The 25,195-nt window shown below is 73.9% G+C and carries 25 protein-coding genes and 2 pseudogenes; 11 read left to right on the top strand and 16 right to left on the bottom strand.

The features are described from left to right. Window positions 1-2: 2 nt before the first annotated feature. The 5 genes and pseudogenes from ACI8AP_RS03675 to ACI8AP_RS03655 all read right to left on the bottom strand — a co-directional run. Window positions 3-407: pseudogene (locus ACI8AP_RS03675) on the bottom strand (SDR family NAD(P)-dependent oxidoreductase); the annotation flags it as partial. Next, window positions 344-544, bottom strand: a pseudogene (locus ACI8AP_RS03670) (SDR family NAD(P)-dependent oxidoreductase); the annotation flags it as partial. The pseudogenes ACI8AP_RS03670 and ACI8AP_RS03675, both read right to left, overlap by 64 nt. 130 nt (window positions 545-674) lie before the next feature. Continuing rightward, window positions 675-1,283: a methylated-DNA--[protein]-cysteine S-methyltransferase gene (locus tag ACI8AP_RS03665; protein ID WP_456587974.1), complete on the bottom strand. Its 609-nt coding sequence runs from the start codon at window positions 1,281-1,283 to the stop codon at window positions 675-677. Then, window positions 1,270-1,836 carry an RNA polymerase sigma factor gene (locus ACI8AP_RS03660; RefSeq protein WP_456587973.1) on the bottom strand — a complete coding sequence of 189 codons (567 nt, stop codon included), beginning with the start codon at window positions 1,834-1,836 and terminating at the stop codon, window positions 1,270-1,272. The genes ACI8AP_RS03665 and ACI8AP_RS03660 overlap by 14 nt, the downstream gene beginning before the upstream one ends. Then, window positions 1,833-2,174 (bottom strand): hypothetical protein, encoded by a 342-nt coding sequence (locus ACI8AP_RS03655; protein WP_456587972.1) that lies wholly within the window; start codon window positions 2,172-2,174, stop codon window positions 1,833-1,835. The genes ACI8AP_RS03660 and ACI8AP_RS03655 overlap by 4 nt, the downstream gene beginning before the upstream one ends. Before the next feature lie 212 nt (window positions 2,175-2,386). Here ACI8AP_RS03655 and ACI8AP_RS03650 point away from each other — a divergent pair, with 212 nt between their 5' ends. Both ACI8AP_RS03650 and ACI8AP_RS03645 read left to right on the top strand, forming a co-directional pair. Further along, a complete protein-coding gene (locus ACI8AP_RS03650; RefSeq protein ID WP_456587971.1) occupies window positions 2,387-3,952 on the top strand; it encodes a phospholipase D-like domain-containing protein in 1,566 nt (521 codons plus the stop codon). 140 nt (window positions 3,953-4,092) lie between these two features. Then, entirely contained in the window at window positions 4,093-4,794 is a 702-nt protein-coding gene (locus ACI8AP_RS03645; protein WP_456587970.1) for a DUF4383 domain-containing protein, read from the top strand. Between the two features lie 16 nt (window positions 4,795-4,810). On the opposite strand, the gene ACI8AP_RS03640 is transcribed toward ACI8AP_RS03645, so the two are convergent. From ACI8AP_RS03640 to ACI8AP_RS03630, 3 genes are all read right to left on the bottom strand, one after another. Further along, complete coding sequence (locus ACI8AP_RS03640) at window positions 4,811-5,161, bottom strand: nuclear transport factor 2 family protein (RefSeq protein ID WP_456587969.1); 351 nt, start codon at window positions 5,159-5,161, stop codon at window positions 4,811-4,813. 172 nt (window positions 5,162-5,333) lie between these two features. Beyond that, entirely contained in the window at window positions 5,334-6,332 is a 999-nt protein-coding gene (locus ACI8AP_RS03635) for a YihY/virulence factor BrkB family protein (protein ID WP_456587968.1), read from the bottom strand. 77 nt (window positions 6,333-6,409) lie between these two features. Next, entirely contained in the window at window positions 6,410-7,606 is a 1,197-nt protein-coding gene (locus ACI8AP_RS03630; protein ID WP_456587967.1) for a GAF domain-containing protein, read from the bottom strand. A 116-nt stretch (window positions 7,607-7,722) separates the two neighbouring features. Here ACI8AP_RS03630 and ACI8AP_RS03625 point away from each other — a divergent pair, with 116 nt between their 5' ends. Further along, a complete protein-coding gene (locus ACI8AP_RS03625; RefSeq protein WP_456587966.1) occupies window positions 7,723-9,546 on the top strand; it encodes an NAD(P)-binding domain-containing protein in 1,824 nt (607 codons plus the stop codon). 76 nt (window positions 9,547-9,622) lie between these two features. Here ACI8AP_RS03625 and ACI8AP_RS03620 read toward each other — a convergent pair whose 3' ends face one another. Continuing rightward, the gene (locus tag ACI8AP_RS03620) at window positions 9,623-11,074 is read right to left on the bottom strand and encodes an NAD-dependent succinate-semialdehyde dehydrogenase (protein WP_456587965.1); all 1,452 of its coding nucleotides are present in this window, start codon (window positions 11,072-11,074) and stop codon (window positions 9,623-9,625) included. A 250-nt stretch (window positions 11,075-11,324) separates the two neighbouring features. On the opposite strand from ACI8AP_RS03620, the gene ACI8AP_RS03615 reads away from it, so the two are divergent. The 4 genes from ACI8AP_RS03615 (at window position 11,325) to fdhA (ending at window position 15,006) form a co-directional block, all read left to right on the top strand. Next, window positions 11,325-11,639: a hypothetical protein gene (locus tag ACI8AP_RS03615; RefSeq protein WP_456587964.1), complete on the top strand. Its 315-nt coding sequence runs from the start codon at window positions 11,325-11,327 to the stop codon at window positions 11,637-11,639. A 213-nt stretch (window positions 11,640-11,852) separates the two neighbouring features. Further along, a complete protein-coding gene (locus tag ACI8AP_RS03610) occupies window positions 11,853-12,158 on the top strand; it encodes a muconolactone Delta-isomerase family protein (RefSeq protein ID WP_456587963.1) in 306 nt (101 codons plus the stop codon). 56 nt (window positions 12,159-12,214) lie between these two features. After that, window positions 12,215-13,381 (top strand): MFS transporter, encoded by a 1,167-nt coding sequence (locus tag ACI8AP_RS03605; protein ID WP_456587962.1) that lies wholly within the window; start codon window positions 12,215-12,217, stop codon window positions 13,379-13,381. Between the two features lie 401 nt (window positions 13,382-13,782). Next, complete coding sequence (gene fdhA, locus ACI8AP_RS03600) at window positions 13,783-15,006, top strand: formaldehyde dehydrogenase, glutathione-independent (protein ID WP_456587961.1); 1,224 nt, start codon at window positions 13,783-13,785, stop codon at window positions 15,004-15,006. A 71-nt stretch (window positions 15,007-15,077) separates the two neighbouring features. On the opposite strand, the gene ACI8AP_RS03595 is transcribed toward fdhA, so the two are convergent. Next, the gene (locus ACI8AP_RS03595; RefSeq protein WP_456587960.1) at window positions 15,078-15,968 is read right to left on the bottom strand and encodes a polysaccharide deacetylase family protein; all 891 of its coding nucleotides are present in this window, start codon (window positions 15,966-15,968) and stop codon (window positions 15,078-15,080) included. A 47-nt stretch (window positions 15,969-16,015) separates the two neighbouring features. Next, the gene (locus tag ACI8AP_RS03590; RefSeq protein WP_456587959.1) at window positions 16,016-16,984 is read right to left on the bottom strand and encodes an asparaginase; all 969 of its coding nucleotides are present in this window, start codon (window positions 16,982-16,984) and stop codon (window positions 16,016-16,018) included. Between the two features lie 210 nt (window positions 16,985-17,194). Between ACI8AP_RS03590 and ACI8AP_RS03585 the strand changes: the two genes are divergently transcribed. From ACI8AP_RS03585 to ACI8AP_RS03570, 4 genes are all read left to right on the top strand, one after another. Beyond that, on the top strand, window positions 17,195-17,656 hold the full coding sequence (locus ACI8AP_RS03585) for a DUF1905 domain-containing protein (RefSeq protein ID WP_456587958.1): 462 nt from the start codon (window positions 17,195-17,197) through the stop codon (window positions 17,654-17,656). A 105-nt stretch (window positions 17,657-17,761) separates the two neighbouring features. After that, window positions 17,762-18,640, top strand: a complete 879-nt coding sequence (locus ACI8AP_RS03580) for a patatin-like phospholipase family protein (protein WP_456587957.1) — start codon at window positions 17,762-17,764, stop codon at window positions 18,638-18,640. A 1-nt stretch (window position 18,641) separates the two neighbouring features. Continuing rightward, window positions 18,642-19,730 (top strand): 1-acyl-sn-glycerol-3-phosphate acyltransferase, encoded by a 1,089-nt coding sequence (locus ACI8AP_RS03575; protein WP_456587956.1) that lies wholly within the window; start codon window positions 18,642-18,644, stop codon window positions 19,728-19,730. Between the two features lie 99 nt (window positions 19,731-19,829). Next, the gene (locus ACI8AP_RS03570; RefSeq protein WP_456588022.1) at window positions 19,830-20,858 is read left to right on the top strand and encodes a zinc-dependent alcohol dehydrogenase family protein; all 1,029 of its coding nucleotides are present in this window, start codon (window positions 19,830-19,832) and stop codon (window positions 20,856-20,858) included. A 176-nt stretch (window positions 20,859-21,034) separates the two neighbouring features. Here the strand turns inward: ACI8AP_RS03570 and ACI8AP_RS03565 are convergent, their stop codons facing one another. The 5 genes from ACI8AP_RS03565 to ACI8AP_RS03545 form a co-directional block, all read right to left on the bottom strand. Next, window positions 21,035-21,874 carry a substrate-binding periplasmic protein gene (locus ACI8AP_RS03565; RefSeq protein WP_456587955.1) on the bottom strand — a complete coding sequence of 280 codons (840 nt, stop codon included), beginning with the start codon at window positions 21,872-21,874 and terminating at the stop codon, window positions 21,035-21,037. Between the two features lie 92 nt (window positions 21,875-21,966). Beyond that, a complete protein-coding gene (locus tag ACI8AP_RS03560; protein ID WP_456587954.1) occupies window positions 21,967-22,623 on the bottom strand; it encodes an amino acid ABC transporter permease in 657 nt (218 codons plus the stop codon). Continuing rightward, complete coding sequence (locus ACI8AP_RS03555; RefSeq protein ID WP_456587953.1) at window positions 22,620-23,258, bottom strand: amino acid ABC transporter permease; 639 nt, start codon at window positions 23,256-23,258, stop codon at window positions 22,620-22,622. The genes ACI8AP_RS03560 and ACI8AP_RS03555 overlap by 4 nt, the downstream gene beginning before the upstream one ends. Beyond that, the gene (locus ACI8AP_RS03550) at window positions 23,258-24,034 is read right to left on the bottom strand and encodes an amino acid ABC transporter ATP-binding protein (RefSeq protein WP_456587952.1); all 777 of its coding nucleotides are present in this window, start codon (window positions 24,032-24,034) and stop codon (window positions 23,258-23,260) included. Before ACI8AP_RS03550 ends, ACI8AP_RS03555 begins: the two co-directional genes overlap by 1 nt. Next, window positions 24,031-25,191 carry an aminotransferase class III-fold pyridoxal phosphate-dependent enzyme gene (locus ACI8AP_RS03545; protein ID WP_456587951.1) on the bottom strand — a complete coding sequence of 387 codons (1,161 nt, stop codon included), beginning with the start codon at window positions 25,189-25,191 and terminating at the stop codon, window positions 24,031-24,033. The genes ACI8AP_RS03550 and ACI8AP_RS03545 overlap by 4 nt, the downstream gene beginning before the upstream one ends. Between the last annotated feature and the right edge of the window lie 4 nt (window positions 25,192-25,195).

Genomic DNA, 25,195 nt, shown 5'->3' with positions numbered 1-25,195 from the left:
TGCTTCGCCAGGCCGATGGTGATGCTGTTCAGCGCGGCCTTCGACGCCTGGTACCCGGGCACCACCATGCCGTAGTACGGCGAGTCCGGGTCGGACTGGTCGGTCAGCGAGCCCACGGTCGAGGAGACGTTCACGACCCGGGCTGCCTCGCTGCGGCGCAGCAGGGGCAGGAAGTGCTCGATGACGGTCACCGCGCCGGCGACGTTCGTCTCCAGGGTGCGGCCGAAAGCCTCGAGATCGGTGAACTCGTGCGTTGCCGGCCCGGTCGCCTCCGCAAGGATCCCGGCGTTGTTGACCAGCACGTCGAGACGGCCGTACCGGGAGTCGAGCTCCTTGGCGCTGCAGAGACGCTCTCCGACGACGTGACGTCGAGGGCGACGTGCGCGGCGTCGTGCCCCTCGTCCCACAGCCGGTCGGCGACCTCCCGGGCAGCGACGGCGTTCCGGCTCGCCACGACGACCGTGTGGCCGCGACGGGCGAGCTCTGCGGCGGTGGCGCGGCCGAGGCCGCGGGTGGATCCGGTGACGAGTGCGATCCGGGACATGGGGGTGGGTCCTCTCTGCTCGGGCGCCGATGGGGCGTCGCCGTGGTCCCCGGCGCTGGTGCCGGTACCGAGCAGACGTTCGGGCGGGGTCGGATGTGAGGTCGTCCGGCACCGCCGCGCTGCCGGACCGTCAGGCGGCGCCTTCGAGGGAGAGCAGGCGCTGCTTGGCCTCGGCGCCACCGATGTAGGCGCCGATCGTGCCGTCGGTGCGGACGACGCGGTGGCACGGGACGACGACCGGCAGCGGATTGGTCGCGCAGGCGGTCCCGACGGCCCGCACGGCCCGTGGACTCCCGACTGCGGCGGCCACACCGGCGTAGCTGCGGGTGGTGCCGTAGTCGACGGTGCGCAGGGTCTCGAGCACGCTGCGCCGGAACCCTGAGGCCAGCCGGAGATCCAGCGGGATGTCGAACCGCGTGCGGCTACCGGCGAAGTACTCCTCGACCTGCCGGGCCGCGACCTCCAGCCGAGCGGGGGCGCGCAGGATCCGCGGGCCGATCCTGGTGGCCAGCGTGGCCAGGACGGCAGCGTGGTCCTCACGGGCGTAGGCGACGCGCACCAGCCCGTGTTCGGTGGCCGCGAGGAGCAGCGGCCCCACCGGTGTGTCCATGACGCGGTAGGCGACGTCGAGCAGTCCCTCGTGCTCGGCCTCGGCCACCAGCCGGGCGTGCAGGCGCTCCAACGCCGGGGCGAGGTTGTCGTCGAGCCGGGCGAACAGCCCGGGATCACGGTCGTCCATCGACGGTCTCCTCCAGTCCGACATCGTGGTAGCGGACGCGCAGCGCCCTGATCCCGTCGGCCGAGGCTCGACGGGCGGCCGCTTCGGTGCCGCCCAGCACGGCGGCGACCTCGCGGTGCGGCAGACCGGCGAGGTGGTGGTACGCGACCGCCTGCCGTTGCTTGTCCGGCAGCCGGCGCAGCGCGTCGTACAGGTCGCCGTGCCGGGCGACCTCCTCGTCCGCCCCGTCGGCGCCCCCGGCGGGTTCGGGGACCGGCTCGACGGGCACGGCCCGGCGTCGTGCGGCGCGGTGCAGGTCGACGGCCTTGCGGTGGGCGACGGTCACCAGCCAGGCCTCCCAGTTCGTGTCCTCCGGGAGCCCGGGGTAGGCGCGGAGGGCGGCGAGGAAGGTCTCCGACCACGCGTCCTCGGCGTCGACCGGGCCGACCACGGCCCGGCACACGCGCAGGACCGTAGCGCCGTGGCGGGCGACGATCTCTTCGAAGGGCAGCACGGCAGGTAGACGCCTCGGCGGGTCGATCGGTGAGGTCTGCGGTGTCGCAGTCTCGCTCATCGAAGTCGGCGGACGGTCTCGCCGCCGGAGGTGGCCACCTCGCCACGCGCGGCGACGTCCGGGCCGAGGGTGGCCCGACGCCGGCGCTCGCGCAGCCACCAGCTGAACATGAGCGCGGCCACGGTGGAGTTGAAGGCGTGCAGCGCCCATACCGGGCCGACCGGCAGGTGCACCACGTACAGCCAGTGGATGACGTTCCCGGCATTGGCCAGGGCGAGGTTGCCTCCGCTGTAGGACGCGAGGTCCCTGGTGCGTGCCGCCTTGACCACCATGGGCAGGGACGCGAGGGCGAACACGCCCGTGGACACGGCTCCGGCGATCACCGACCAGCCGCTCATCGATCGACCTCCTGCAGGTTCCGGTGCTGCCCGCCGCTCGGGCTCGGAGGGCAGACGCCGGCCGGTGCTCCGGTGTGAGGTCCGGAGCCGCGCGCCGGGCTCCCGAGCGCGCTCGCGGCGGCGAGCCCGGCCACCCGCGGCCGAGGACCCGATCGGGGCGTCCCGGGGGGTGGGCGTTGGTCCCCGCCCTCGGCGCCGGGCAGACTGCCGGTGTGACGGGCGGCGGCGAGGCGAGGACCGATCCCGGGCTCAGGCTCTCCGCCCCGCCGGGTGGGGACGTCGGTGCGCCCGAGCAGGGCGCACGGCTGCTGGTCCCCGGCGAGACCTGCTGGCGGATCGAGCAGGCCACCCGGTTCGCGGTCTTCGTCGACGCGGCCGGGTACTTCGCCACCCTCAAGCGCGCCGTGCTGGGTGCCCGGCGCCGGGTGCTGTTCATCGGCTGGGACTTCGATCCCCGCATCCGGCTCGACCCGCTGGACGGCGGCCGGCCTCAGGACGACCGGCTGGGCGACGTGCTCGAGCGGGCGGTGGAGCAGAACCCGGACCTGCACGTCGGCGTCCTGCAGTGGGACCTGGGGATGCTGCGCGCGCTCGGCCGGGGGCTGAAGCCGATCGTGCTCCTGGACCGGCGCGCCCCCGAACGGCTCACCCTCGCCGTCGACACCCACCACCCGGTCGGCGGCGCGCACCACCAGAAGATCGTGGTGATCGACGACTCCCTGGCGTTCGCCGGCGGCATCGACGTCACCGCGGACCGCTGGGACACCTCCGACCACGCCGATGACAACCCGCACCGCTGCCGGCCGGCGACCGGGCCCGCACCGGGTCGGCTCACCGGACCGTGGCACGACGCGACCAGCATCATGACCGGCCCTGCCGCACGGGCTCTCGCCGAGCTGGCCCGCGAACGGTGGGAGAGCGGCACCGGTGAGCGGCTCGAGCCCCTGCCCGAGGAACGGGACCACTGGCCCGAGGGTGTCGAGCCCCTGCTCACCGACGTGGACGTGGCGATCTCCCGCACCCGGCCCGAGCACGGTGGCACACCGCTGGTGCACGAGGTCGAGCTGCTGTGGCTGGCCCTGATCGCCGGTGCCCGCCGGGCGCTCTACGTGGAGAGCCAGTACTTCGCCAGCCGGCGGATCGCCGAGGCGATCGCCGAACGGCTGCGCGAGCCCGACGGCCCCGACGTGGTCGTGGTCAACCCCTGGACGGCCGACGGCTGGCTCTCGGAGAAGGCTATGGGCACCGCGCGTGCCCGGGCGCTGGAGATCGTCCGCGAGGCCGACGTGCACGACCGGTTCCGGATCTACACCCCGGTGACCGAGCGGCGCGCGCACATCTACGTGCACGCCAAGATCACCGTCGTCGACGACCGGCTGCTCCGCATCGGCTCCAGCAACGTGAACAACCGCTCGATGGGCCTGGACACCGAGTGCGATCTGGCGATCGAGGCGGTCGAGGGACGGCCTGGGGCCGACGGGCTGGCCGACACGATCGTCGCCTTCCGGGACCGGCTGATCGCCGAGCACCTGGGCTGCGCGCCGGAGGAGGTCACCGCCGCGATCGCCGGCACCGGCTCCCTGGTGCGGGGCATCGAGCGACTGCGCCGCCCGACCGGCCGCTCGCTGGTGCCGTTCGAGCCGCCGCAGCTCGGCCCGGCCGACCGGGCGCTGGCGGAGTCGGAGGTCATGGATCCCGAGAAGACACCGAACCGGTGGCGCCGGGTCGAGCGCTTCTTCGCCCGCCGCCGTCGGCCGGGGAACCGGGTGCGCGCCTGACTTCCCGCGCCGATCGCCCCGGACCGGTGCTCGGGCGGGCACTCCGCCGGCGCCCGGCTCGTTCATCGGAGACAGGCCGGTACGGACGCCAGGAGGCGTAGGCGCCGATCGCCTCGGTATCCGAGGGAGGGACCCTTCCGATGACCCGCAGGAGCGACCCGCAGCGATCGACCACGACATCGCCGTCGCCGGCGGACCGGCGGGCCGTGCGGAACCGGGTGCTCATGGTGCACCGCGTGGGAGCGGGCGTCGTGGGTGTCGTCCTGCTGGTGTTCGCGGTACTCGGCTTCGCCCGCGGGCTGCCGTTCTTCTCGACCACCGGCGAATCGGTGGTGGGCATGTCGACGAACGGTCTGCTCTCCACCGTCTCCGTGATCGTCGGGCTCGTGCTGATCGGCGGCGCGCTGGCGGGAGCGCGGGTCGCCTCGACGGTCATGATCGCCGTCGGGGTGCTGTTCCTCGTGTCGGCACTGGGCAACCTGGCCGTGCTGCGCACCGACTTCAACGTCTTCGCCTTCGACTTCAGCAACGTGGTCTTCTCGGCCGTCGTCGGCCTGGTCCTGCTGCTGCTCGGCGCCTACGGCCGGATCAGCGGCAACCTCCCGGCCGAGAGCCCCTACCGGTCACCGGAGCAGCCGGGGGACGAGTCCAGTCCCGTGGAGGAGACCCCGCAGACGCCGGCGGAGTCCGCGGCCGAGGAGGCGATGCACGAGGCCGAGCGGGCCGTCGCCCAGGGGAACGCGACCGACGAGCAGCGTCGCCGAGTGGAGGCCATGTCGCAGGCGCGCTCCCGGAAGGACCGGCGGAGAGCGTGGATGGAGTTCGACTCCGGAGCCCGCTGACCGGCCTCGTCGGCCGCTACCGCTCGACGTCCATGCGCCGCACCAGGTGACCGTCGAAGGTGTAGACGTGGCGGACGTCGGAGCGCTCCAGGACGAGACCGCCGGGGTCGCGGAACACCTGCCGGACGCCGACCTCGACCGAGCCGTCCCCGCGTTCGGAGACGGCGGTCGGCCGCAGGTTCGGCCGGATCTCGGCCCACTGGTGCTCCCAGTACTGGCGGACGGCGTCACGCCCGACGAGCCGGCCGCCCTGCCGGCCGTTGGGCCAGTCCACATCCGGCGTCATCGCCGCCACCACCGTCTCGATGTCGCGCGCGTCGAACGCGTCGTACAGCGAGCGCAGCAGGGCCTCGCGGTCGGCGGTCACCTCCGGTCCACCTCCGGGACGACGTCGTAGGAAGGGCGCAGCAGCGGGCCAGGACGCGGACGGTAGCGCGGCCGGGGACCTCGTGGGTGCTGCTGCGGCGCCCGTCGGCGCACGGTCCCGGGAGCGCGGTGGGCGGGTGACCGGGATGCCGGAGGGGCCGGCGCGTACCGGTTCAGTCCTCGCCCGGGTACGGCGGCGCGCTGTCGGCCACGACGGCACCTCGTCGGCCGAGCGGCTGCTCCGGCCCGACCGTCGAGTCGCGCACGGTCTGCCGCTCGGTCTCGGCGTTCACCGCGGCACCGAGGAAGATGAGGGCGACCGTCGTCCACAGCCAGAACATGCTGATCGCCACGCCCGCGAGGGAGCCGTAGGTCGACTGGTAGCTGCCCAGGCTCTGCACGTAGGAGAAGAAGGCCAGGGTGGTGCCGAGCCAGACCAGCGTCGTCAGCACCGATCCTGCCGTGAGCCACCGCCACCGCGCGTCCCGGCGGTCCGGGGCCAACCGGTAGAGGACCGTGAGGGCCGCCACCATGAGCACGGCCAGCGCAATCCAGGACAGCACCGACGCGGCGGCGCGGACCGGACCGGGGGCGCCAGCGAGCCGGGCGCCGACGACCCCCGCCGCGGCGATCAGGCCGGCGAGCCCCACGGCGCCGGCGAGCACGAAGAGCAGGGCCAGGCCACTGCGGCGCAGCAGACCGCGCGTCTCCGTCTGGTGGTAGGCGATGCAGACGCCGTCGATGAGGTACGTCATCGCGGTCGTCGCCGTCCAGAGGGCCACGAGGAGGCCGGTGAGCCCCCGGAAGGTGAGCACCTGGGCCGACGCGGCGGTGATCGTCGTGAGCTGGTCGGCGACGATCGACTCGAGGTCGTCGGGCAGCACGTCCGCCACCTCGGACAGCTGCTCGAGCGCCGTTCCCGGGGTGTTCACGACGCCGTAGATCGACACGGCGGTCACCAGCACCGGGGCGACCGACAGGACGGCGAAGAACGCCACCCCGGCGCTCTGGACCATCAGCCGATCGGTGAGCAGCTGCCGGACGGCTCGCGCCAGCAGAGCCCGCCAACCCGCGGCGGAGATGCGGTGCGGCGAGTCCGCGTCGTACCGCTCGGTCCCGTCCTCCCGGTCCTCGGTGCCGGTCGGGGGACGCCCGTTCCGGGCCACAGCCATGACTCATCCCACCCCCGGAGGCGGGTGGTCGCAACGGCGACGGGGCCGACCGCCCGCCTCGCCGTCGCCGGTGCGCGTCAGCCCTCCTCGGGGCGGAGCACCGTCAGCGTGACCCCGGCGGCCAGGCGGTAGGGGTTGGTGGTCACCAGGCCGCCGACCACCTTCCGCAGCCGGGACATCTCCGCCCGGACGGTGACGCAGTGCGCCGCGTCGCCGAAGAGCGCGGTGCTCAACCGGTCGGCGCCCAGCCCCGCCCGGCCGGCCTGGTGCAGCAGGAGCAGGAGGTCGGCGTGCCGGCGGGTCAGCGGGGTGACCCACGGGTCACGGCGGGACCGGAGGCGGAGCACGGGTGGGCCGGTGAGGTCCAGTTCGGCGGCGACGGCGTCCCCGGGGTCGTGCGGCCGGACCAGCCAGCCCTCACCGACGCGTTCGGGCGTGCACAGCCCGAGGCCCGGGACGGCGAGCACCGTGCCATCGCGCGGCACCGCGACCCGGTCGCGCGCGGCGATACCCGACCGGTGCGCGACCCAGCCGTGCTCGTCGACCAGCAGCAGCGGGCCGGAGACGGTGGCCAGCACGCCGCGGGCCGAGCGGCGCAACCGCTCCAGGCGCTGCTCGTGGTGCCGCCACAGCTGGGCTTCTGCCAGCCGGACGGCGGTCTCGACGAGCGCCGCGATGACCGGGTGCAGGGTCAGCGCGGGCCCGCTGACGTCGACGACGCCGAGCAGCTCACCGCTGACGGGGTGGTGGATCGGCGCGGCCGTGCAGTACCAGGGGTGCTGGGCCTGCTCGAAGTGCTCGGCGGAGAACAGCTGCACCGGCGCCGCCTCGGCCAGCGCCGTCCCGATGGCGTTGGTGCCGACGGTCTGCTCGGTCCACCGGGCGCCCTCGGTGAAGCCCAGGGCGTCGGCGCGCAGCCGCACCCGGGCCGATCCCTCCCGCCAGAGGAGGACGCCGTCGGCGTCGGTGACGACCATGAGGAAGGCCGACGCGTCCGCCACGCTGCCGAGGACCTGCCGCAGCTCACCGATCACCGGCAGCAGGGGCGAGCACCGGCGTCGGCGCTCGACCTCGGCGGGGCACAGCGGTTCGCGGGCGTTGGTGCGCGACGGGTCGAGCCCGAGGCCCAGGACCCGTGACCACGAGCGCGCGACGACCCCGCGGGGGCGGACGGGCGGGCGGCTGCCCCCGATCACCGCGTCGTGCACCCGCACCAGCACGCGGGCGTGCTGCGACAGGTCGGTACCGGGAGCGATCGCCGAGTAGCCGGTCACGCCGCACCTCCACCTCGCCCCGGCCGCGTGCAACACGCTGCAACGCTTCCGCCGCCGACCCCCGGGCGCTGTGCTGCACATCACACCACGTCGACCCGTGCCCGCGGGAGGTAGCCATGACGCAGACCCTCGACACGACCACGCAGGCCCCGGCGCAGCGGGCCGAGCGCTGGCTCGCCGACTTCGCCGACGCGCTGCGCGCCCGCGACGTCGCGCGTGCGGCCGGCATGTTCGCCGCCACCAGCTTCTGGCGCGACCTGATCGCCTTCAGCTGGAACATCACCACCGTCGAGAACCCGGCCGGCGTGAGCGACCTGCTGACCCAGACGCTGGAGCGCACCGACCCGTCGTCGTTCACCGTGGCGGAGCCGCCCGAGGAGGCCGACGGCGTCACCACCGCGTGGTTCACCTTCGAGACAGCCGTGGGCCGCGGCACCGGGCTGGTGCGCCTGGTCGAGGAGGACGGTGCGCCGAAGGCGTGGACGTTCCTCACCACGATGCACGAGCTCAAGGGCCACGAGGAGCCACGTGGCGCCGCGCGGCCGATGGGCGCCGAGCACGGGGCGAACAAGCACCGCCTCACCTGGCTGGAGCGGCGGGAGAAGGAGGAGGCCGAGCTGGGGGTGAGCGTCCAGCCCTACGTGCTCGTCGTCGGCGGCGGCCAGGGCGGCATCGCCCTGGGCGCCCGGCTGCGGCAGCTCGGCGTGCCGGCTCTCGTCGTCGACAAGCACGACCGGCCGGGGGACCAGTGGCGCGGCCGGTACAAGTCGCTGTGCCTGCACGACCCGGTCTGGTACGACCACCTGCCGTACCTGAAGTTCCCGGACAACTGGCCGGTGTTCTCACCCAAGGACAAGATCGGCGACTGGCTCGAGTCCTACGTCACGGTCATGGAGGTCCCGTACTGGGGCAGCACGGTGGCCACGACGGCCGCCTACTCGCCCGAGAAGGGGGAGTGGACCGTCCAGGTCGAGCGGCACGGCAAGCCGCTCACCCTGCGCCCGGCGCACGTCGTGCTGGCCACCGGGATGTCCGGCAAGCCGAACGTCCCGGTCATCCCCGGCCAGGACGTCTTCCGCGGCGACCAGCACCACTCGTCGGCGCACCCGGGCCCCGACGCCTACGCCGGGAAGAAGGCGGTCGTCATCGGCAGCAACAACTCCGCCTTCGACATCTGCGGGGCCCTCTGGGAGAACGACGCCGACGTCACCATGGTGCAGCGTTCCTCGACGCACATCGTCAAGAGCGACACCCTCATGGAGATCGGGCTCGGCGCGCTCTACTCCGAGCAGGCACTGGCCGCCGGCGTCACGACGGAGAAGGCGGACCTGATCTTCGCCTCGCTGCCGTACCGGATCATGCACGAGTTCCAGATCCCGCTGTACGACCAGATGAAGGAGCGCGACGCCGACTTCTACGACCGGCTCGAGAAGGCCGGGTTCTGGCTCGACTTCGGCGAGGACGGCTCCGGCCTGTTCATGAAGTACCTGCGCCGCGGCTCCGGCTACTACATCGACGTGGGGGCGGCCGAGCTGGTCGCGAACGGCGAGGTGAAGCTGGCCCACGGGATCGTCGACCACCTCACCGAGGACGCCGTCGTCCTGGAGGACGGCACCGAGCTGCCGGCCGACCTCGTCGTCTACGCCACCGGGTACGGGTCGATGAACGGCTGGGCGGCCGACCTGATCAGCCAGGAGGTGGCCGACAGGGTCGGCAAGGTGTGGGGCCTCGGCTCGGACACCACCAAGGACCCCGGGCCCTGGGAGGGCGAGCAGCGCAACATGTGGAAGCCCACCCAGCAGGAGGCGCTGTGGTTCCACGGCGGGAACCTGCACCAGTCGCGGCACTACTCGCTGTACCTCGCGCTGCAGCTGAAGGCGCGCTACGAGCGGATCCCGACCCCCGTCCACCGCCTCCAGGAGGTGCACCACCTCAGGTGACCGCCGCCCGGCACCCGCTCCCGGCGGAGCGGGTGCCGCAGGCCCCGCCGCGCCCCGCCACCCGGGCGGCGGGGCGTCAGACGGAGATGCCGACGAGCTTGGTGTCGAGGTACTCGTCGATGCCCTCGTACCCGCCCTCGCGGCCGAGGCCGCTCGCCTTCACCCCGCCGAAGGGCGCCGCGGCGGACGTGGGATTGATGTCGTTGATCCCGACCATCCCAAAACGCAGCTGCTCGGTCACCCGGATCGCCGTCGACAGGTCGTTGGTGTAGACGTACGCGGCGAGGCCGTACTCGGTGTCGTTCGCCCGGGCGATGACCTCGTCCTCGTCGTCGAACGGGGTGACCGCGGCGATCGGGCCGAAGGTCTCCTCGCGGGAGACGAGCATGTCCGGCGTCACGTCGGCCAGCAGCGTGGGGGCGAAAAAGGTCGTCCCGTCGAGCCCGTCGACCTGGACCCGCTCGCCACCGACGACGACCCGGGCGCCCCGGGTGCGCGCGTCGAGCACCTGGGCCTCCATCTTCGCCACGGCGCGCTCGTCCACGAGCGGGCCGATGGTGACCCCGTCCTGGTCGCCCTGGCCGATGCGGAGCGCCGCGATCCGCTGCTCGAGCGTCGTGAGGAAGGTGTCGTAGAGGGAGCGGTGCACGTAGATGCGGTTCGGGCTGATGCACGCCTGCCCGGTGTTGAGGAACTTCACCAGCGCCGCGCCCTTGGCCGCGCGGACGGGGTCGGCGTCGGGGAACACGAGGAACGGTGCGTGCCCGCCCAGCTCCACCGACACCCGCTTCAGCGTGGCCGCGGCCTTCGCGGCGAGCATCTTCCCCACCGCAGTGGAGCCGGTGAAGGTGAGCTTCCGGACCACCGGTGACGCCAGCAGCGTGTCGCCGACCTCCGCCGCCCGGGTGGTCGTGACCATGTTGACCACGCCGGCGGGAACGCCGGCGTCGGCGAGCAGCTGCACCGTCGCGACCGCGCAGAGCGGCGTCTGGTCCGCCGGCTTGAGCACCGAGGTGCACCCGGCCGCGATGGCCGGCGCGAGCTTGCGGGTGAGCATCGAGATCGGGTAGTTCCACGGGGTGATGGCCGCGACCACACCGACCGCCTGGCGCATGGTCAGGAACCGCTGGTCGGCCCGCGCCGAGGGGATCGTCACGCCGCCGATGCGCTTGGCCTCCTCGGCGAACCAGGCCAGGAAGTCCGCGGCGTACGCCACCTCGTTCATGGCGGCCTTGAGCGGCTTGCCCTGCTCCCGGGTCATCAGTGCGGCCAGCTCCCTGCGGCGCTCGCGCATCAGGCCGTCGGCCTTCGCCAGCACGGCCGCGCGCTGGTAGGCCGTCGCCCCGGACCACGCCGGCAGCGCGCGCTCCGCGGCGGCGATCGCCGCTTCGGTCTCCGCCCGGCCACCGTCCGCGGCCTGCCCGATGACCTGCCCCGTGGCCGGGTCCGTGACGTCGAAGGAGGCACCTCCGTCGGCCGGGCACCACTGCCCGTCGACGTAGATCGTGCGGCCCTGGTCCTGCGTCATCACACGCCCTCCACTGGGTGTCCTGCGCGTCCGGAGCCCGGGCCCGCCTGCTCGGAGCGTCGGGGCCGGTACTGCGAGCGGTCCTGCTGCCTGGGCGATGGTGACACGCGCCACGGTGCGCTCGGCGGAGTGGCCCGTTCCGGCACGCGTGCGTGAGACGGCCGCGCGGAGCGGGCAGGGACCTTCCGCCCTGCCCCCGCGGCGCCGGGAGGAGCACCGTGGTCCTCACCAGCGGCCTCGAGGAGGCGGGATGACCACCAGGGAGAACGCACAGGGGGGACCGGGGGCCGGGCGCGGGCGCCGGGCGCCGGATCCGCTGCAGATGACGGAGTTCGAGAAGCGGGTCTGCGAGTGGGAGGCGCGGCACGACGTCGCCGCCCGCGGTCACCGAGCGGCCCCGGACGTCGTGCAGCACTACCTCGCCCACGAGCGGCTCACCGAGGCCGCCCGGCCCCGGCCGGCCGGCGCGCACGCCGTGGGCGCGCGGCAGCGCCCCCGGCCGCCCGCGGAGCAACCGCCCTCGCGGGTCGGGGAGCTGTTCCGCCGCCCGGTCGACCGCGGCTGAGGCGCGGGGAGCGGGCCCGAGGCGCCTGAGACGCCCGGGCGCTCGCGCGTCGACGTCCCACCCTGGCCACCCCCGCCCGGAGCGCCGTCGGACCCTCCGTGCCCGGGCGCGGGGCCCGGCCTCTTGTCCCGAGGGGGCGGGGGCGGACACACTGCGGCCGTCCCGACAGAACCGGCGCCGGCCGGACGCCGTGCGGATCCCAGGAGCGCCCCGATGCTGTTCTACGTCAGCCTCCGCGTCGACCACACCCGGCTGGACCGGGACGCCTTCTGGGACGAGTGGGAGCGGGAGACGGAGGCGGCGCTCGGCGCGATGGAGGCGGGGCTCGTCAAGAACCTGTACAAGGTCGCCGGGCAACGCCGGGTCATCGGGGTCGTCGACGTCGAGTCGCACGACCAGCTCGACCAGGTCGTGATGGGCGCCCTACCGATGAGTCACCACCTGACCCTGGAGGAGGTGCTCCCGATCCGGGAGTACGCGGCCTTCGCCGAGGACGTCCGCGGACGCTGGCAGCCCTGACCCCGGACGCCCGGCCTCCCGGGCGCACCCGCGGCGATCTCGTATCGTCCTCCGCCATGCGCCCCTCGGCAGCCGTCGACACGGGCCGTGGCTGGGTCATGGTCGCCGCGGCGTTCGCGGGCATGTTCGTCTCGTTCGGGATCGCCTACTCCTTCGGCGCGTTCCTCGAGCCCATGGCGGCGGAGTTCGGCTCCGGCCGGGGTGCCACGTCGGCCTTCTTCGCGCTGACCTCGCTCACCTACTTCGGCCTCGGCGCGCTCAGCGGCGTCGCGGTGGACCGCTACGGCCCCCGGCGGGTGCTGCTGGTCGGCGGCGTCGCGCTCGGGGCCGGGCTGACCGCGACCTCGCAGGCCGGCGAGCTGTGGATCGGGCTGCTCACCTACGGCCTGGGGGTGGGCATCGGGGTGGCCTGCGCGTACGTCCCGATGGTCGCCGTCGTCAGCGGGTGGTTCGAGGGACGGCGGACCATCGCCGTCGGGGTGGCGGTGACGGGGATCGGCCTGGGCACGCTCACCGTCGCGCCCCTGGCGGCTGCCCTGATCGGCGAGCTGGGCTGGCGGAACACGCACCTCGTGCTCGGACTGGCCGGCGCGGTCGTCCTGCTGGTGTGCGCCGCGGTCGTGCAGCGCCCGCCGGTGCAGACCGGCCCGGCGGCGCTGACGCTGCGTGAGGCCGTCCGGAACCGGGACTACCGGCGGCTGTACCTGGCGTCGGGCCTCATGGCCGTCGCGCTGTTCGTGCCCTTCGTGCACCTGCCCGGGTACGCCGAGCAGGCCGGGATCGACCGGGTCGCGGCGGCCGCGCTGGTCGGGGTGATCGGCGCGGCGAGCACCGCCGGCCGGCTGCTGCTCGGACTGGTTGCCGCGCGGACCGGGACGTTGCGCGCCTTCCAGGGGTGCTTCCTGACGATGGCCGTGAGCTTCGCGCTGTGGGGGGTCGGTGGCGGGTACGGCGTGCTGGCCGCCTTCGCCGTGGTGCTCGGGGTGGGCTACGGAGGGTTCGTCGCGATCGGTCCCGCGGTCGTCGCCGAGCGCTTCGGCACCACCCGCCTGGGCGGCCTGCTGGGGGTGCTGTACACCAGCGCCGGCCTCGGCTCGGCCGTGGGAGCGCCGCTCGCCGGTGCGACCGTCGATGCCTCCGGGTCCTACGCCCCGGTGATCGCCGGCTGCCTCGCCCTGGGGCTGGCCGCCTACCTGACCGTGCTCAGCGTCGGTCGCACCTGACCGCGGTGCGGGGTCGGGGGCGCCGCTCCTGCACCCGACGAGCGAGGTGACGTCTCGGGGTCGACGCCCTCACACCGCGTCGTAGGTAGCCGCGGATCGGGTAGCCGCCGCGCGGACCGGTGCCGTGCCCGATTGCGGACGGGAGGGACCGGCATGTGAGCTGGATCACGCGTTGGTCGCACCGCTGCGGAGGTCCCGATGCCGGTCAGCCTGGTGGGGCGCCCTCGCCGCCGACCCTCAGCACGGCTCGCCCCGCCACGCCAGACCGCGCCCCGCGACCGGAGCGGTGGGTGACGCGGCGCCGCCCGACCGGACGGCAGAGACGTCCGCGCCGATCGGCGCGGGGGACCACGGAGGGGACGCGCACGACGCGGGCCGTCCAGGACCAGAGGAGGAGCGCGGTGGCAGGGAACAAGGCCGTCCGGTACATGGGACCGGGCAAGGTTGAGGTCGCGGACCTGGACTACCCCAAGCTGGAGCTGTCGAGCGGCCCGGGGGTGCACCCGTCCAACGTCGGCCGCAAGACGCCGCACGGGGTCATCCTCAAGACGGTCACCAGCAACATCTGCGGCAGCGACCAGCACATGGTGCGCGGGCGCACGACCGCTCCCGAGGGGTTGGTCCTCGGGCACGAGATCACCGGGGAGGTCGTGGAGAAGGGGCCCGACGTCGAGTTCCTGGACGTCGGCGACATCGTCAGCGTGCCGTTCAACATCGCCTGCGGCCGCTGCCGCAACTGCAAGGAGGGGCGAACCGGCCTCTGCCTCACGGTGAACCCGGACCGTCCGGGCTCGGCGTACGGGTACGTCGACATGGGCGGATGGACCGGAGGTCAGGCCGAGTACGTCATGGTTCCGTACGCGGACTTCAACTGCCTGCGCTTCCCCGACCGCGACCAGGCGCTGGAGAAGATCCAGGACCTCACGATGCTGTCCGACATCTTCCCGACCGGCTACCACGGCTGCTACACGGCCGGGGTGACCACCGGGTCGACGGTGTACATCGCCGGCGCCGGTCCCGTGGGACTGGCAGCGGCCGTGTCGGCGCACCTGCTCGGGGCCGCGGTCGTGATCGTGGGCGACCTGATCGAGGACCGGCTGGCCCAGGCCCGCAGCTTCGGCTGCGAGACGATCGACGTCTCCAAGGGCGACCCGAAGGACCAGATCGCCCAGATCCTGGGCGAGCCCGAGGTCGACTGCGGCGTGGACGCCGTGGGCTTCGAGGCCCGGGGGCACGGCGAGGGGGCCCAGCAGGAGGCGCCCGCGACCGTGCTGAACTCGCTGATGGAGATCACCCGGGCCGGCGGTGCCCTCGGCATCCCCGGGCTCTACGTCACCGGGGACCCGGGCGCGGCCGACGAGGCGGCGAAGACCGGGTCGCTCTCCATCCGGCTGGGGTTGGGCTGGGCGAAGTCGCACGTCTTCACCACCGGCCAGTGCCCGGTCATGCGGTACAACCGCCAGCTGATGATGGCGATCCTGCACGACAAGGTGCAGATCGCGAAGGCGGTCAACGCCACGGTCATCCCGCTGGAGGACGCACCGCGCGGCTACACCGAGTTCGACCAGGGCGCGCCCCGCAAGTACGTGCTCGATCCGCACGGCATGGTGGGCACGGCCGCCTGATCGGGGCCGGTTCCCCGGCGTCCCCGCACCGCCCTGGCCGGCGGTGCGGGGACGCCCGGCCGCGCCCGGACCTAGGACCGGCCAGCCGTGCGCGGGGAGCGGCGCAGGAAGTCGTCGGCGATCTGGTCGAACGTCGCCCAGCGGACGCCGTCGTGCCCGTTGATGTGCTCGATCAGGCGTTCCAGCATGAGCAGCACCTGCGGTCGTCCGGCGACGTCCGGGTGGATGGTCATGGTGAAGGCCGCGTAGTCCATCTCCCGGTGCACCCAGTCGAACTGGTCGCGCCACATCTGCTCGATGTCCCGCGGGTTGACGAAGCCGTGGCTGTTGGGGCTGGACTTGATGAACATCATCGGCGGCAGGTCGTCGAGGTACCAGTTGGCGGGGATCTCGACCAGATCGGTCTCCTCCCCGCGGACGAGCGGCTCCATCCAGCTCTCCGCGGGCGCCGAGTAGTCGATCTTCGTCCACGAGTCGCCGACCCGGACGTAGTAGGGCTCGAAGTCGCGGTGCATCAACGAGTGGTCGTACGTGATCCCGCGCTCGAGCAGCAGCTCGTTCGTGACGCCGCTGAACTCCCACCACGGCGCGACGTACCCCGTCGGGCGGCGCCCGGCCCTCTGCTCGATCAGCCCGATGCAGCGGTCGAGCACCGCCTGCTCCTGTTCCCGGCTCATCGCGATCGGGTTCTCGTGGCTGTAGCCGTGGACGCCGATCTCGTGCCCGGCCGCGACACAGGCGTCGAACTGCTCCGGGAACGTCTCGATCGAGTGCCCCGGCCAGAAGAACGTCTGGGTGAGCTCGTTGCGCCGGAAGAGCTCGAGGATGCGCGGGACGCCGACCTCGCCGGCGAACACACCCCGCGAGATGTCGTCCGGGGAGTCCTCCCCGCCGTACGAGCCAAGCCAGCCGCTCACGGCGTCGATGTCGACACCGAAGGCCACGAAGATCTCCTTGCTCATCGTCGTCGCGCTCCTTCGCGTAGGCCGCCCCGGGCCGGGGCGGGGGTTCAGCCGGTGAGGTGCTGGGCCAGGACCCGCTGCGGATCGTCGGGGGCGAGGGCCAGCGCCGCCGCCAGCAGCAGCCGCCCCTGCCACGGGCTCAGATCACCGGCGAACACGGCCCCGCCGCGCGCCAGGCGGGCTCCGCCGGCGGCGTAGAGCGGTGCCACGGGGCCCGATGCCACCCGGGAGCACACCAGGACGGGGATCCCGAGGGCCACGAGCTCCTCGGCGGCCTCGGCGATCGCCGGGGGGACGTTGCCGGCGCCGAAGGCCTGCACGACGACGCCCGCGGCGCCGGCGGCCACCGCCGCGTGCAGCAGCGACGCGTCCGCGCCCAGGTAGCAGGCCACGACGTCGACGCGGGGCAGCTCCGACCGCAGGTCGAGCGGGAGGGGTGGGCGGCGCGCGGGCGTGGCCAGCGGCAGCACCGACTCGCCGGCCAGCCGGATCACCGGCCCACGCCCGGGAGCGCCGAACGCACCGCTGCGCAGGGTGTCGACCTTGCGCACCCCGCGGGCGGCGAAGGCCAGGCCGTCGAAGCAGAGCAGGGCGCCGAGGTCCCGCGCGGCGGGGGAGGCGGCGACCCGCAGCGCATCGGCGAGGTTGGCGGGACCGTCGGGAGCCGGGCTGTCGAACGGGCGTTGCGCCCCGGTGAAGACGATCGGGCGCGGGTCGTCGTGGACGAGGTCGGCGAGGTACGCGGACTCCTCCATGGTGTCGGTGCCCTGGGTGACGACGACGCCGTCCACCCCGCCGGCCAGGCAGCGTCGCGCCTCGGCCACCAGCTCCCGCAGGTCGGACGTCGTGAGCGCGAAGCTGCCGACGGTGCCGAGGTCGCTCGTCGTCACGCTCAGGCCAGCCAGGGGGCCGGCCGCCTCGAGCAGTTCGGCTGCGGGGGTGACGGCCGCGAGCCCCTCGGGCCCCTGCCGGCTGGCGATGGTGCCGCCTGTGGCGAGCAGGTGGACACGTGCCACGCGACCTCCGTCCGGGCTGGAACTCCATGCGGCGACGACCTGCCCTACGTTCCTCCCTCCGTCGCAGGTCGGCGACCGGAGACGCACCGCGCCGCGCACGAGGGGGCGTGCGTCGATCCCGCCCGCTCGCGGTCGGCCGACCGGACCGATGAGAACGGGTGGCGGCGGGGGTCTACCGCTCGTCAGCGACGCGGAACGGCAGGAGCCCTCATGACCAGCACCCCCACCACCTCGGCCACCTTTCGCACCACCCTCTGGGCGAGCGGCGGGAACAACGTCGGCATCGTCGTTCCCGACGACGTGCTGCGGAGCTTCGGCCGCGGTGCGCGGGTGCCCGTGGTCGTCACCGTCGACGGCGGCCACACCTACCGCACGACCACCGCCTCGATGGGCGGCCGGTTCCTCGTGACCTTCAACGCCGCGACCCGCGCGGCCACCGGCCGTGGGGCGGGGGACGAGGTCGAGGTGCGGCTCGAGGTCGACGACGCGCCGCGCACGGTGGACCTCCCGCCCGCGCTCGCCGAGGCCTTCGCCGCCCACCCCGCCGCGGCCGACGCCTGGGCGGTCCTCTCGTACAGCAAGCAGCGGGCGCACGCGGAGTCGGTGGCCGGTGCCCGCACTCCGGAGACGAGCGCCCGCCGCGTCACGAAGGTGCTCGCCGCGCTCACGTGACCCGATCCGCTGGACGGCGGGGTTCCCCGCCGCGTCGTCGGTACCGGAGCGGTGCCGGGTCCCGCACGTCCGGCCGGCCGGGCGGGGAGTTGGCAGGATGCGGCCATGGCTTCGACGCAGGTGCCGGCCGGTGGAGGAGGCACGGCCTTCGTCCTCGGCGGCGGGGGAGTGCTCGGAGCGGCCGAGGTCGGGATGCTCGAGGCCCTCTTCGAGCACGGAATCCGCCCGGACCTGATCGTGGGCACGTCGGTGGGCGCCATCAACGGCGCGCTCGTCGCGGCCGACCCCACGCCGGCCGCGGTGGACCGGATGCGCGCCGTCTGGGAGGAGCTGGCATCCGAGGGGGTCCTGGCCGGCTCCGTGCTCGCGCGGGTCGGGACGCTGGTGCGCACGCGCACCCACCTGCACCCGCGGGAGCCGCTGCGCGACCTGCTCGCCCGGCACCTGCCGGTGGAGACCTTCGGCGAGCTGCAGGTCCCGTTCCAGTGCGTCGCCGCCAGCATCGAGCGGGCCGCCGAGCACTGGTTCTCCGACGGGCCGCTCGTCCCCGCGGTGCTCGCGTCCTGCGCGGTGCCCGGCCTGCTCCCGCCGGTCGAGCTCGACGGCGAGCACTACCTGGACGGCGGGCTGGTGCACAGCATCCCGGTGGGCCGGGCGGTGGCGCTGGGCGCCGACACCATCTACGTGCTCCACGTCGGGCGGATCGACCGGCCGCTGCGCCCACCGACCCGGCCCTGGGAGGTCGCGACGGTGGCGTTCGAGATCGCCCGGCGGCACCGGTTCGCCGCCGACCTCGCGGCGCTGCCCTCGGGGGTGACGCTGCACGTCCTGCCCTCGGGGGAGCAGGCCGAGCCCTCGGCCGGTGACCTGCGGAACCTGCGCTACCGCGACTTCTCCGGTGTGCGGAGCCGGATCGACCGGGCCCGGGACGCCGCCCTGGAGCACCTGGCGCGGACCCACCCGTCCGACGGCCGGACGGTCTGACGTGCTCCCACCGCGCCCCGTGCGCCGCCTCGCCGGCCCCCTCCTGCTGGGTGCCCTCGTGGCCGGGATCGTGCTGCTGCCGGTGCTGGTACTCGTGGCGGCGATCGTCTCGGTGTGGCTCCCCGGCCGCTGGCGGGCGCTGCGCCTGCTGCTCTTCGTGCTGGTGTACGTGGCGCTGCAGGTCGCCGGCCAGGCGGCCGGCGCGGTGCTGTGGACGCTGCGGCGGGCCGGCCTGCTGACCCGGTCGGCCTACCGTGGGGCGCACTACACCGTCCTGCGCGTGCTCCTCGACGTGCTCATGCGGGTGGCGCAGCGGATCTTCGCCCTGCGGCTGGTGACCGACGGCGCGTCCTGGTCACCGCTCGACGACGGCCAGCCCGGCTCGACGAACGCCATGATCGTGCTCTCCCGCCATGCGGGGCCGGGGGACTCGCTCCTGCTCGTGCACACCCTGATGAACCGCGACCACCTCCGCCGGCCGCGGATCGTGCTCAAGGACTTCCTCCAGCTCGACCCCTTGATCGACCTCTACCTCAACCGGCTGCCCAACCACTTCGTCGCGGCCGGGCCGGGGGCTTCCGAGGCCTCCGTACGGGCGATCGCCGACCTGGCCCGAGAGCTCGGCGAGGAGGACGCCCTCCTGGTCTTCCCCGAGGGGGCGAACTTCACCCCGCAGCGTCGCTTCCGGGCCATCGAGCGGCTGCGCTCCCGGGGGCTGCTCGCCGCGGTCCGCCGGGCCGAGGCGATGCAGCACGTGCTGCCACCGCGGCCGGCCGGTGTCGCCGCGGCGCTCCAGGCGGCCCCGCACGCGGACGTCGTCTTCGTCGCGCACACCGGGCTGGAGCACCTCAACACGGTGCGGGACCTGTGGCGGGGCCTGCCCATGGACAAGACGCTGCACCTGCGCTGGTGGTTCGTCCCGGCGGCCGACGTGCCCCGCGCGGCGACCGAGCAGGTCGACTGGCTCTACCACTGGTGGGAGGGCATCGACGCGTGGATCGACGAGACCCGCCGCCGGGAAGCGGCGCAGGAGCGGACGCCCCGCGGGCGGTCCGGTGCGGCGACGAGGCGCACCACCGGAGGCGCCTGACCCTCGCACCCGTGCAGCAGCGGCCGGCCACGCCGTCGCTCTGGGGCGAGGCGTTCCCGGCCGGTTCCCGCGGGCTGGCAGCATGGCGGGGTGCGCGCCATGGTCGTCGACGCTGTCCGGGCACAGCCCCTCGTGCGGGAGGTGGCGGTGCCCGCCGCGCCGGCGAACGGGGTGGTCGTGCGGGTGATGGCCACCGGGATGTGCCGCAGTGACTGGCACGCCTGGGCAGGCCACGACGACATCGCCTTCCCGCACGTACCGGGGCACGAGCTCGCCGGTGTGGTGGTGGAGCGAGGTGCCGGTGTCCGTCGCTGGCGGATCGGTGACCGCGTCACCGTGCCGTTCGTCTGCGGCTGCGGCCGGTGCGCGTGGTGCCGGGCCGGGGAGGCCCAGGTCTGCCCCGATCAGCAGCAGCCCGGCTTCACCCACTGGGGATCGTTCGCCGAGTACGTGGCCCTGCACGCCGCGGACACCAACCTCGTGGGCATCCCCGACCACGTCGGGTTCGCGGCCGCGGCGGGGCTCGGCTGCCGGTTCGCCACGGCGTACCGCGCCCTGGTGGGCCGTGCGCGGGTCCGAGAGGGGGAGTGGGTGACCGTGCTCGGCGCCGGCGGTCTGGGCCTCAGCGCGGTCATGATCGCCCGCGCGCTGGGCGGCCGGGTCGTCGCGGTGGACCGCAATCCCGAGGCGCTCGACGTCGCCGCCGCGCTGGGCGCGGAGCACACCCTGCGGGCGGACGGCATCGACGTCCCCGCCGTGGTCGGCGACCTGACCGGTGGCGGCAGCCACGTCGCAGTCGACGCCGTGGGCAGCGAGCAGACCTGTGCCGACGCCATCCTCGCCCTGCGCCGTCGGGGCCGGCACGTCCAGGTCGGGCTGCTGCCACCCGTCGGCGGGCACCCCCGGGTCCCGATGGAGCGGGTGATCGGCTGGGAACTCGATCTGCTCGGGAGCCACGGGATGGCGGCGGCCGACTACCCGGGGATGCTGGCCCTCATCGAGCAGGGTGCGCTCGACCCCGAGCGGCTGGTGGAACGCACGATCGGACTGGACGAGGCGGCTGCGCTGCTCCCCGGGTTCGACCGTGCGACGGTGGCGGGCATGACCATGGTGGACCCGTCTCGCTGAGCCAGGACCGGGCCCTGCCCTGCGGCCGCACCCGTCCGCGAACCATGTCGACGTTCTCGTCGGCCACGCGGGACGAGCGCTTGGCTCGCGAGGCGGATGCCCAGCCCGACGGCGGGGACACGGCGGGGCCCGCGGTCACGGCGATGCGCGACCACGGGCCCCTGCGGAGCAACGGCTCAGATGAGCCGGGGGTCACCCACCTCGGCGGCCGACGCCGGCAGCCCGTTGGCCTCCAAGATCTCCACCAGCGTGCCGTCCTCGCGCATCTGCGCGATGTGGTCGTCGATCGCGGTGGCCAGGGCGTCGTTGCTCGGGTCGAGGAGCAGGCTGGTCTGCGACGGCTCCTCGGTGGCGGGAACGCGCGGGTCCTGCTCGAGCACGGCGATCTGGAAGTCAGTGCCCTCGGTCGACTGCGCCGCCGCGCCGTAGCCGTCGAGCCCGATGTCGAGCCGGCCGGCGGTGAGGTCCTGCGCGAGGCTCAGCGAGTCGGGGTAGGTGCGGAAGCTGGAGCCGAGCAGCTCCCGCAGCGCGTCGACCCAGAGGTAGCCCTCCACGGTGCCCACGGTCTTACCCATGAGGTCGTCCACGGTGGAGACGCCGTCCGTCGACATGACGGTCAGCTCGTCGAGGTAGACCGGGGCGCTGAGGGTGACGACCTCGCCGCGCGCCGCCGTCCGGTAGAAGCCGCCCACCGCGACGTCCACGCGGCCGGTCTCCACGGCCGGTACCGCGGTGGCGTAGGTGTAGGGCGCGTACTCGATCGTCAGGCACTCGTCGGCGGCGACCTCCCGGAGGATGTCGCTGTCGATGCCCTGGGCCTCCCCGTCCTCCTCGAAGGAGTACGGCGGGGTGTTGGTGAGGGCGACGGTGAGCACGCCCTCCTCGACGGTCTCGAACTCGTGCGCGGGTTCGCAGTCGGCCGCCACCTCGTTGGTGGTGGACTCCGAGCCGCAGGCCACGAGGGCCACGGCGGAACCCAGGGCGATGACGGCGGCGCTCAGGCGGTGCGTCTTCACGGTGTCCTCCTCAGGACGATCGGGCCCGACGGCAGGAGAGCCGTCGCGCTGCGGTGCGGTGGAGCTCGGTGCGGGTGGAGCCGGTGGTGCGGTCAGAGGTGGCGGGACAGCCGCCGTTCGGTGCGGTTGGTCAGCCAGCCGGCGGGGATGGTCACGGCCAGGTAGAGGAGGCCGGCCAGCAGGAGGACGTCGAGATAGCGGAACGTGGCGGCGCCGATCGAGTACGCCTGGCTGAGCAGCTCGACGACCGAGATCGTGAACGTGAGGGAGGTGGCCTGGAAGATCAGGATCGCGAAGCCCATCAGGGACGGGAGGGCGATCCGCACCCCTTGCGGGACGACGACGAACCGCAGCGTGTCCCGGCGGGACATGCTCAGGGCGCCGGCCGCCTCGATCTCCCCGGCCGGCACCGCCTGCAGCCCGGCGCGGAGGATCTCGCTGGTGTAGCCGGCGGTCGTGAGGGACAGCGCCGCCACCGCCGAGACGAAGGCGGTCAGCGACAACCCGGCCGAGGGGAGCCCGTAGTAGACGAACTGCAGCATGACCAGCGCGGGCGTCCCGCGGCCGATCTCGACCAGCCCGATCGCCGTCCACCGGACCGGCCGCGACGCGGCCGAGCTGAGCAGCGCGAGGAGCAGACCGAGGGGCACGCCGATGGTCAGGCTGACCAGGGTGAGCTGGACGCTGGTGCCCAGGCCTTCGAGCAGCCGGGGCAGCCACTCGCCCCACGAGGTGAACAGGCCGGTCATCGCGCGACCCTCGCCCGGAGCCGGGCGTCGAGGCCGCGGGAGAGCCAGGCCAGCGGCGCGCTGAGCAGGATGTAGATCGCCGCGGCCACGAAGAAGGGCGTCAGCCCCGATCCCATCGAACGCGCCGTCTGCGTCGCGCGGAACAGGATCTCGGTGACCCCGATGGCCGACACGATCGTGGAGTCCTTGAGCAGGCTGATCGCGTAGGTGGTGACGGCGGGGAGCGAGACGCGGAACGCCTGCGGCGTGACGACGCGGACCATGAGGTCGGTCCGGCCCATGCCGAGCGCGGAGGCGGCTTCCCACTGGCCGCGGTGGACCGCCGAGAGCCCGCCGCGGTAGATCTCGGCCAGGTAGCCGGCGGAGATGATCCCGAGGCCGATGATGCCCGCCTCGATCGGCTCCAGCCGGATCAGATCCCGGCCGAGGCCGAAGAAGATGAGGAAGAGCCACACGACCGGGGGGATGCCGCGGACGACGTCGATGACCGCCCGGCCCAGCCACCGCACCGGGGCCACCCGCGAGCGGCGGGCGGCGGCCAGGGGCACCGCGAGCACGGCGCCGAGCGCGAAGGCCAGGACCGTGACCAGGAGGGTGACCGGCACGCCCAGCAGCACTGCCTGGAGGACGTCCATCAGCGGTCGACCACCGCGCTGAGGAAACGGCGGGCGCGCTCCGTGGCCGGCGACCGGAGCACCTGCTCCGGGGTGCCCTCCTCGATGACCGCACCATCGGCCATGACGACCACCCGGTCGGCGACGTCGGCCGCGAAGTGGATCTCGTGGGTGACGACGACCATGGTCATGCCCTCGGCGGCCAGCTCCCGCATGACCGCGAGGACCTCCAGGCCGAGCTCGGGATCGAGCGCGGACGTGGGCTCGTCGAAGAGCATCACCTCCGGGTCCAGGGCCAGGGCCCGGGCGATGGCGACCCGCTGCTGCTGGCCGCCGGAGCAGCGGGACGGGTAGGTGTCGGCCTTGGCGCCGAGCCCGACGCGCTCGAGGAGCTGCCGGGAGCGCTCGTCGGCCTCGGCGCGGCTGCGGCCGAGCACCCGCTCCTGCGGCAGCGAGACGTTGCGCAGCACGGTCATGTGCGGGAACAGGTTGAACGACTGGAAGACCATGCCCACGCTGCGTCGCAGGGCGGCGAGGTCGCGGTTGGAGACCCCGGCGCCCGGCTCGACCGCGCGCCCGACGACCTCGACCCGGCCGGAGTCGGCCCGTTCGAGCAGGTTGATGCAGCGCAGCAGCGTGCTCTTGCCGGAGCCGCTCGGGCCGATGATGGCCACCACCTCGCCCCGGGCCACCTCCAGGGACACGTCCTTCACGACGACGAGGTCGCCGAACTGCTTGTGGATGCGGTCGAGGACGACGGCGGAGCCCGACCCGCCCGCTCGCTCGGTGGTGGTCACGCCGCAACCTCCACGGCCTCGAGCACGACGTCGCGCACGGTGTCCACGTCGTCGTCGGTCATCGCGGTCGACAGGGCGAGCAGGCCGTTGGTGCCGGCCAGCACCCCGCGCTCGTAGAGCCGCCACCAGGTCGCGCCCGGGTCGGGGAGCAGCAGCCGGACCAGGGAGCCCGATCCGCTGACCGGCACACCGCGGGCGGCCAGCTGCTCGCGCAGCCGGTCGCCGCGGGCGTTGAGAGCCGCCACCTCAGCTGCGCCGAACAACCGCAGGGCCGCCGTCCCGGTGCGCATGGTCACGGGGTTGGCGCTGAAGGTGCCGCCCCAGCTGACCGTGCCGTCGGAGAGCGGGCTGAACGCGTCGAGCACCTCCTTGCGCCCGCCCACCCCGCCGACGGGGAAGCCGCCCCCTATGACCTTCCCGACGGTGACCAGGTCGGGCTCGATGCCGTAGCGGCTGTGCAGCCCCCCTACCTCGAGGCGCAGGGTGATGACCTCGTCGACGACCAGCAGGGCACCCGACCGGCCGGTCAGGGAGGCGACCAGCTCGACGAAGGCCGGATCCGCCGGGCGCAGACCGGCCCGGTTGGGCATGAGGTCGATCAGGACGGCGGCGACCTCGGTGCCCCGCGCCCGCATCAGCTCCGCCAGGGCCTCGCCGTCGCCCTGCGGCAGGGTCACCACCGACCCGGCCACGCTGCCCGGCACCCCGGGTGCGCTCGGGTCGACGACGGCGTCGTAGGTGCCGTGGTAGCTGCCGTCGAAGCGGACGACCAGGTCGCGGCCGGTGGCCGCCCGAGCACCGCGGAGGGCCATCATCACGGCCTCGGTGCCGGAGTTGCAGAACCGCCAGCTGGCCAGGCCGGTGCGGGCGCTCAGCAGCTCGGCGCAGACCACCTCGGACTCCGTCGGCAGGCCGAAGGCGGAGCCGGCGGCGACCGCCTCGGTGGCCACCGCCACCAGCTCGGGGTGGGCGTGGCCGTGGATGAGCGCCGTGTAGTTGTTGTTGCAGTCCACGACCTCGTGGCCGGTGGCGTCGGTGACGACGCAACCGCGACCGGACACCGCGTACGGCGGGTGCGGCGGCACGAAGAGCGTGCTGCGGGTGTTGCCGCCCGGCATCACGCGGAGGGCGCGGTCCCGGAGCTCGGCGACCGTCACGGTG

The sequence above is a fragment of the Blastococcus sp. SYSU DS1021 genome (genome assembly GCF_054050995.1).
This window is presented reverse-complemented; position numbering and strand designations above follow the sequence as displayed.

What these genes read in the sequence shown, in the direction of transcription:
- ACI8AP_RS03635 (WP_456587968.1), bottom strand. Translation starts at nt 6,332, where the DNA reads ATGGCTGTGGCCCGGAACGGGCGTCCCCCGACCGGCACCGAGGACCGG.
- ACI8AP_RS03660 (WP_456587973.1), bottom strand. Translation starts at nt 1,836, where the DNA reads ATGAGCGAGACTGCGACACCGCAGACCTCACCGATCGACCCGCCGAGG.
- ACI8AP_RS03620 (WP_456587965.1), bottom strand. Translation starts at nt 11,074, where the DNA reads ATGACGCAGGACCAGGGCCGCACGATCTACGTCGACGGGCAGTGGTGC.
- ACI8AP_RS03665 (WP_456587974.1), bottom strand. Translation starts at nt 1,283, where the DNA reads ATGGACGACCGTGATCCCGGGCTGTTCGCCCGGCTCGACGACAACCTC.
- ACI8AP_RS03580 (WP_456587957.1), top strand. Translation starts at nt 17,762, where the DNA reads ATGGCTTCGACGCAGGTGCCGGCCGGTGGAGGAGGCACGGCCTTCGTC.
- ACI8AP_RS03610 (WP_456587963.1), top strand. Translation starts at nt 11,853, where the DNA reads ATGCTGTTCTACGTCAGCCTCCGCGTCGACCACACCCGGCTGGACCGG.
- ACI8AP_RS03645 (WP_456587970.1), top strand. Translation starts at nt 4,093, where the DNA reads ATGACCCGCAGGAGCGACCCGCAGCGATCGACCACGACATCGCCGTCG.
- ACI8AP_RS03625 (WP_456587966.1), top strand. Translation starts at nt 7,723, where the DNA reads ATGACGCAGACCCTCGACACGACCACGCAGGCCCCGGCGCAGCGGGCC.
- ACI8AP_RS03595 (WP_456587960.1), bottom strand. Translation starts at nt 15,968, where the DNA reads ATGAGCAAGGAGATCTTCGTGGCCTTCGGTGTCGACATCGACGCCGTG.
- ACI8AP_RS03615 (WP_456587964.1), top strand. Translation starts at nt 11,325, where the DNA reads ATGACCACCAGGGAGAACGCACAGGGGGGACCGGGGGCCGGGCGCGGG.
- ACI8AP_RS03585 (WP_456587958.1), top strand. Translation starts at nt 17,195, where the DNA reads ATGACCAGCACCCCCACCACCTCGGCCACCTTTCGCACCACCCTCTGG.
- ACI8AP_RS03560 (WP_456587954.1), bottom strand. Translation starts at nt 22,623, where the DNA reads ATGACCGGCCTGTTCACCTCGTGGGGCGAGTGGCTGCCCCGGCTGCTC.
- ACI8AP_RS03555 (WP_456587953.1), bottom strand. Translation starts at nt 23,258, where the DNA reads ATGGACGTCCTCCAGGCAGTGCTGCTGGGCGTGCCGGTCACCCTCCTG.
- ACI8AP_RS03605 (WP_456587962.1), top strand. Translation starts at nt 12,215, where the DNA reads ATGCGCCCCTCGGCAGCCGTCGACACGGGCCGTGGCTGGGTCATGGTC.
- ACI8AP_RS03655 (WP_456587972.1), bottom strand. Translation starts at nt 2,174, where the DNA reads ATGAGCGGCTGGTCGGTGATCGCCGGAGCCGTGTCCACGGGCGTGTTC.
- ACI8AP_RS03570 (WP_456588022.1), top strand. Translation starts at nt 19,830, where the DNA reads ATGGTCGTCGACGCTGTCCGGGCACAGCCCCTCGTGCGGGAGGTGGCG.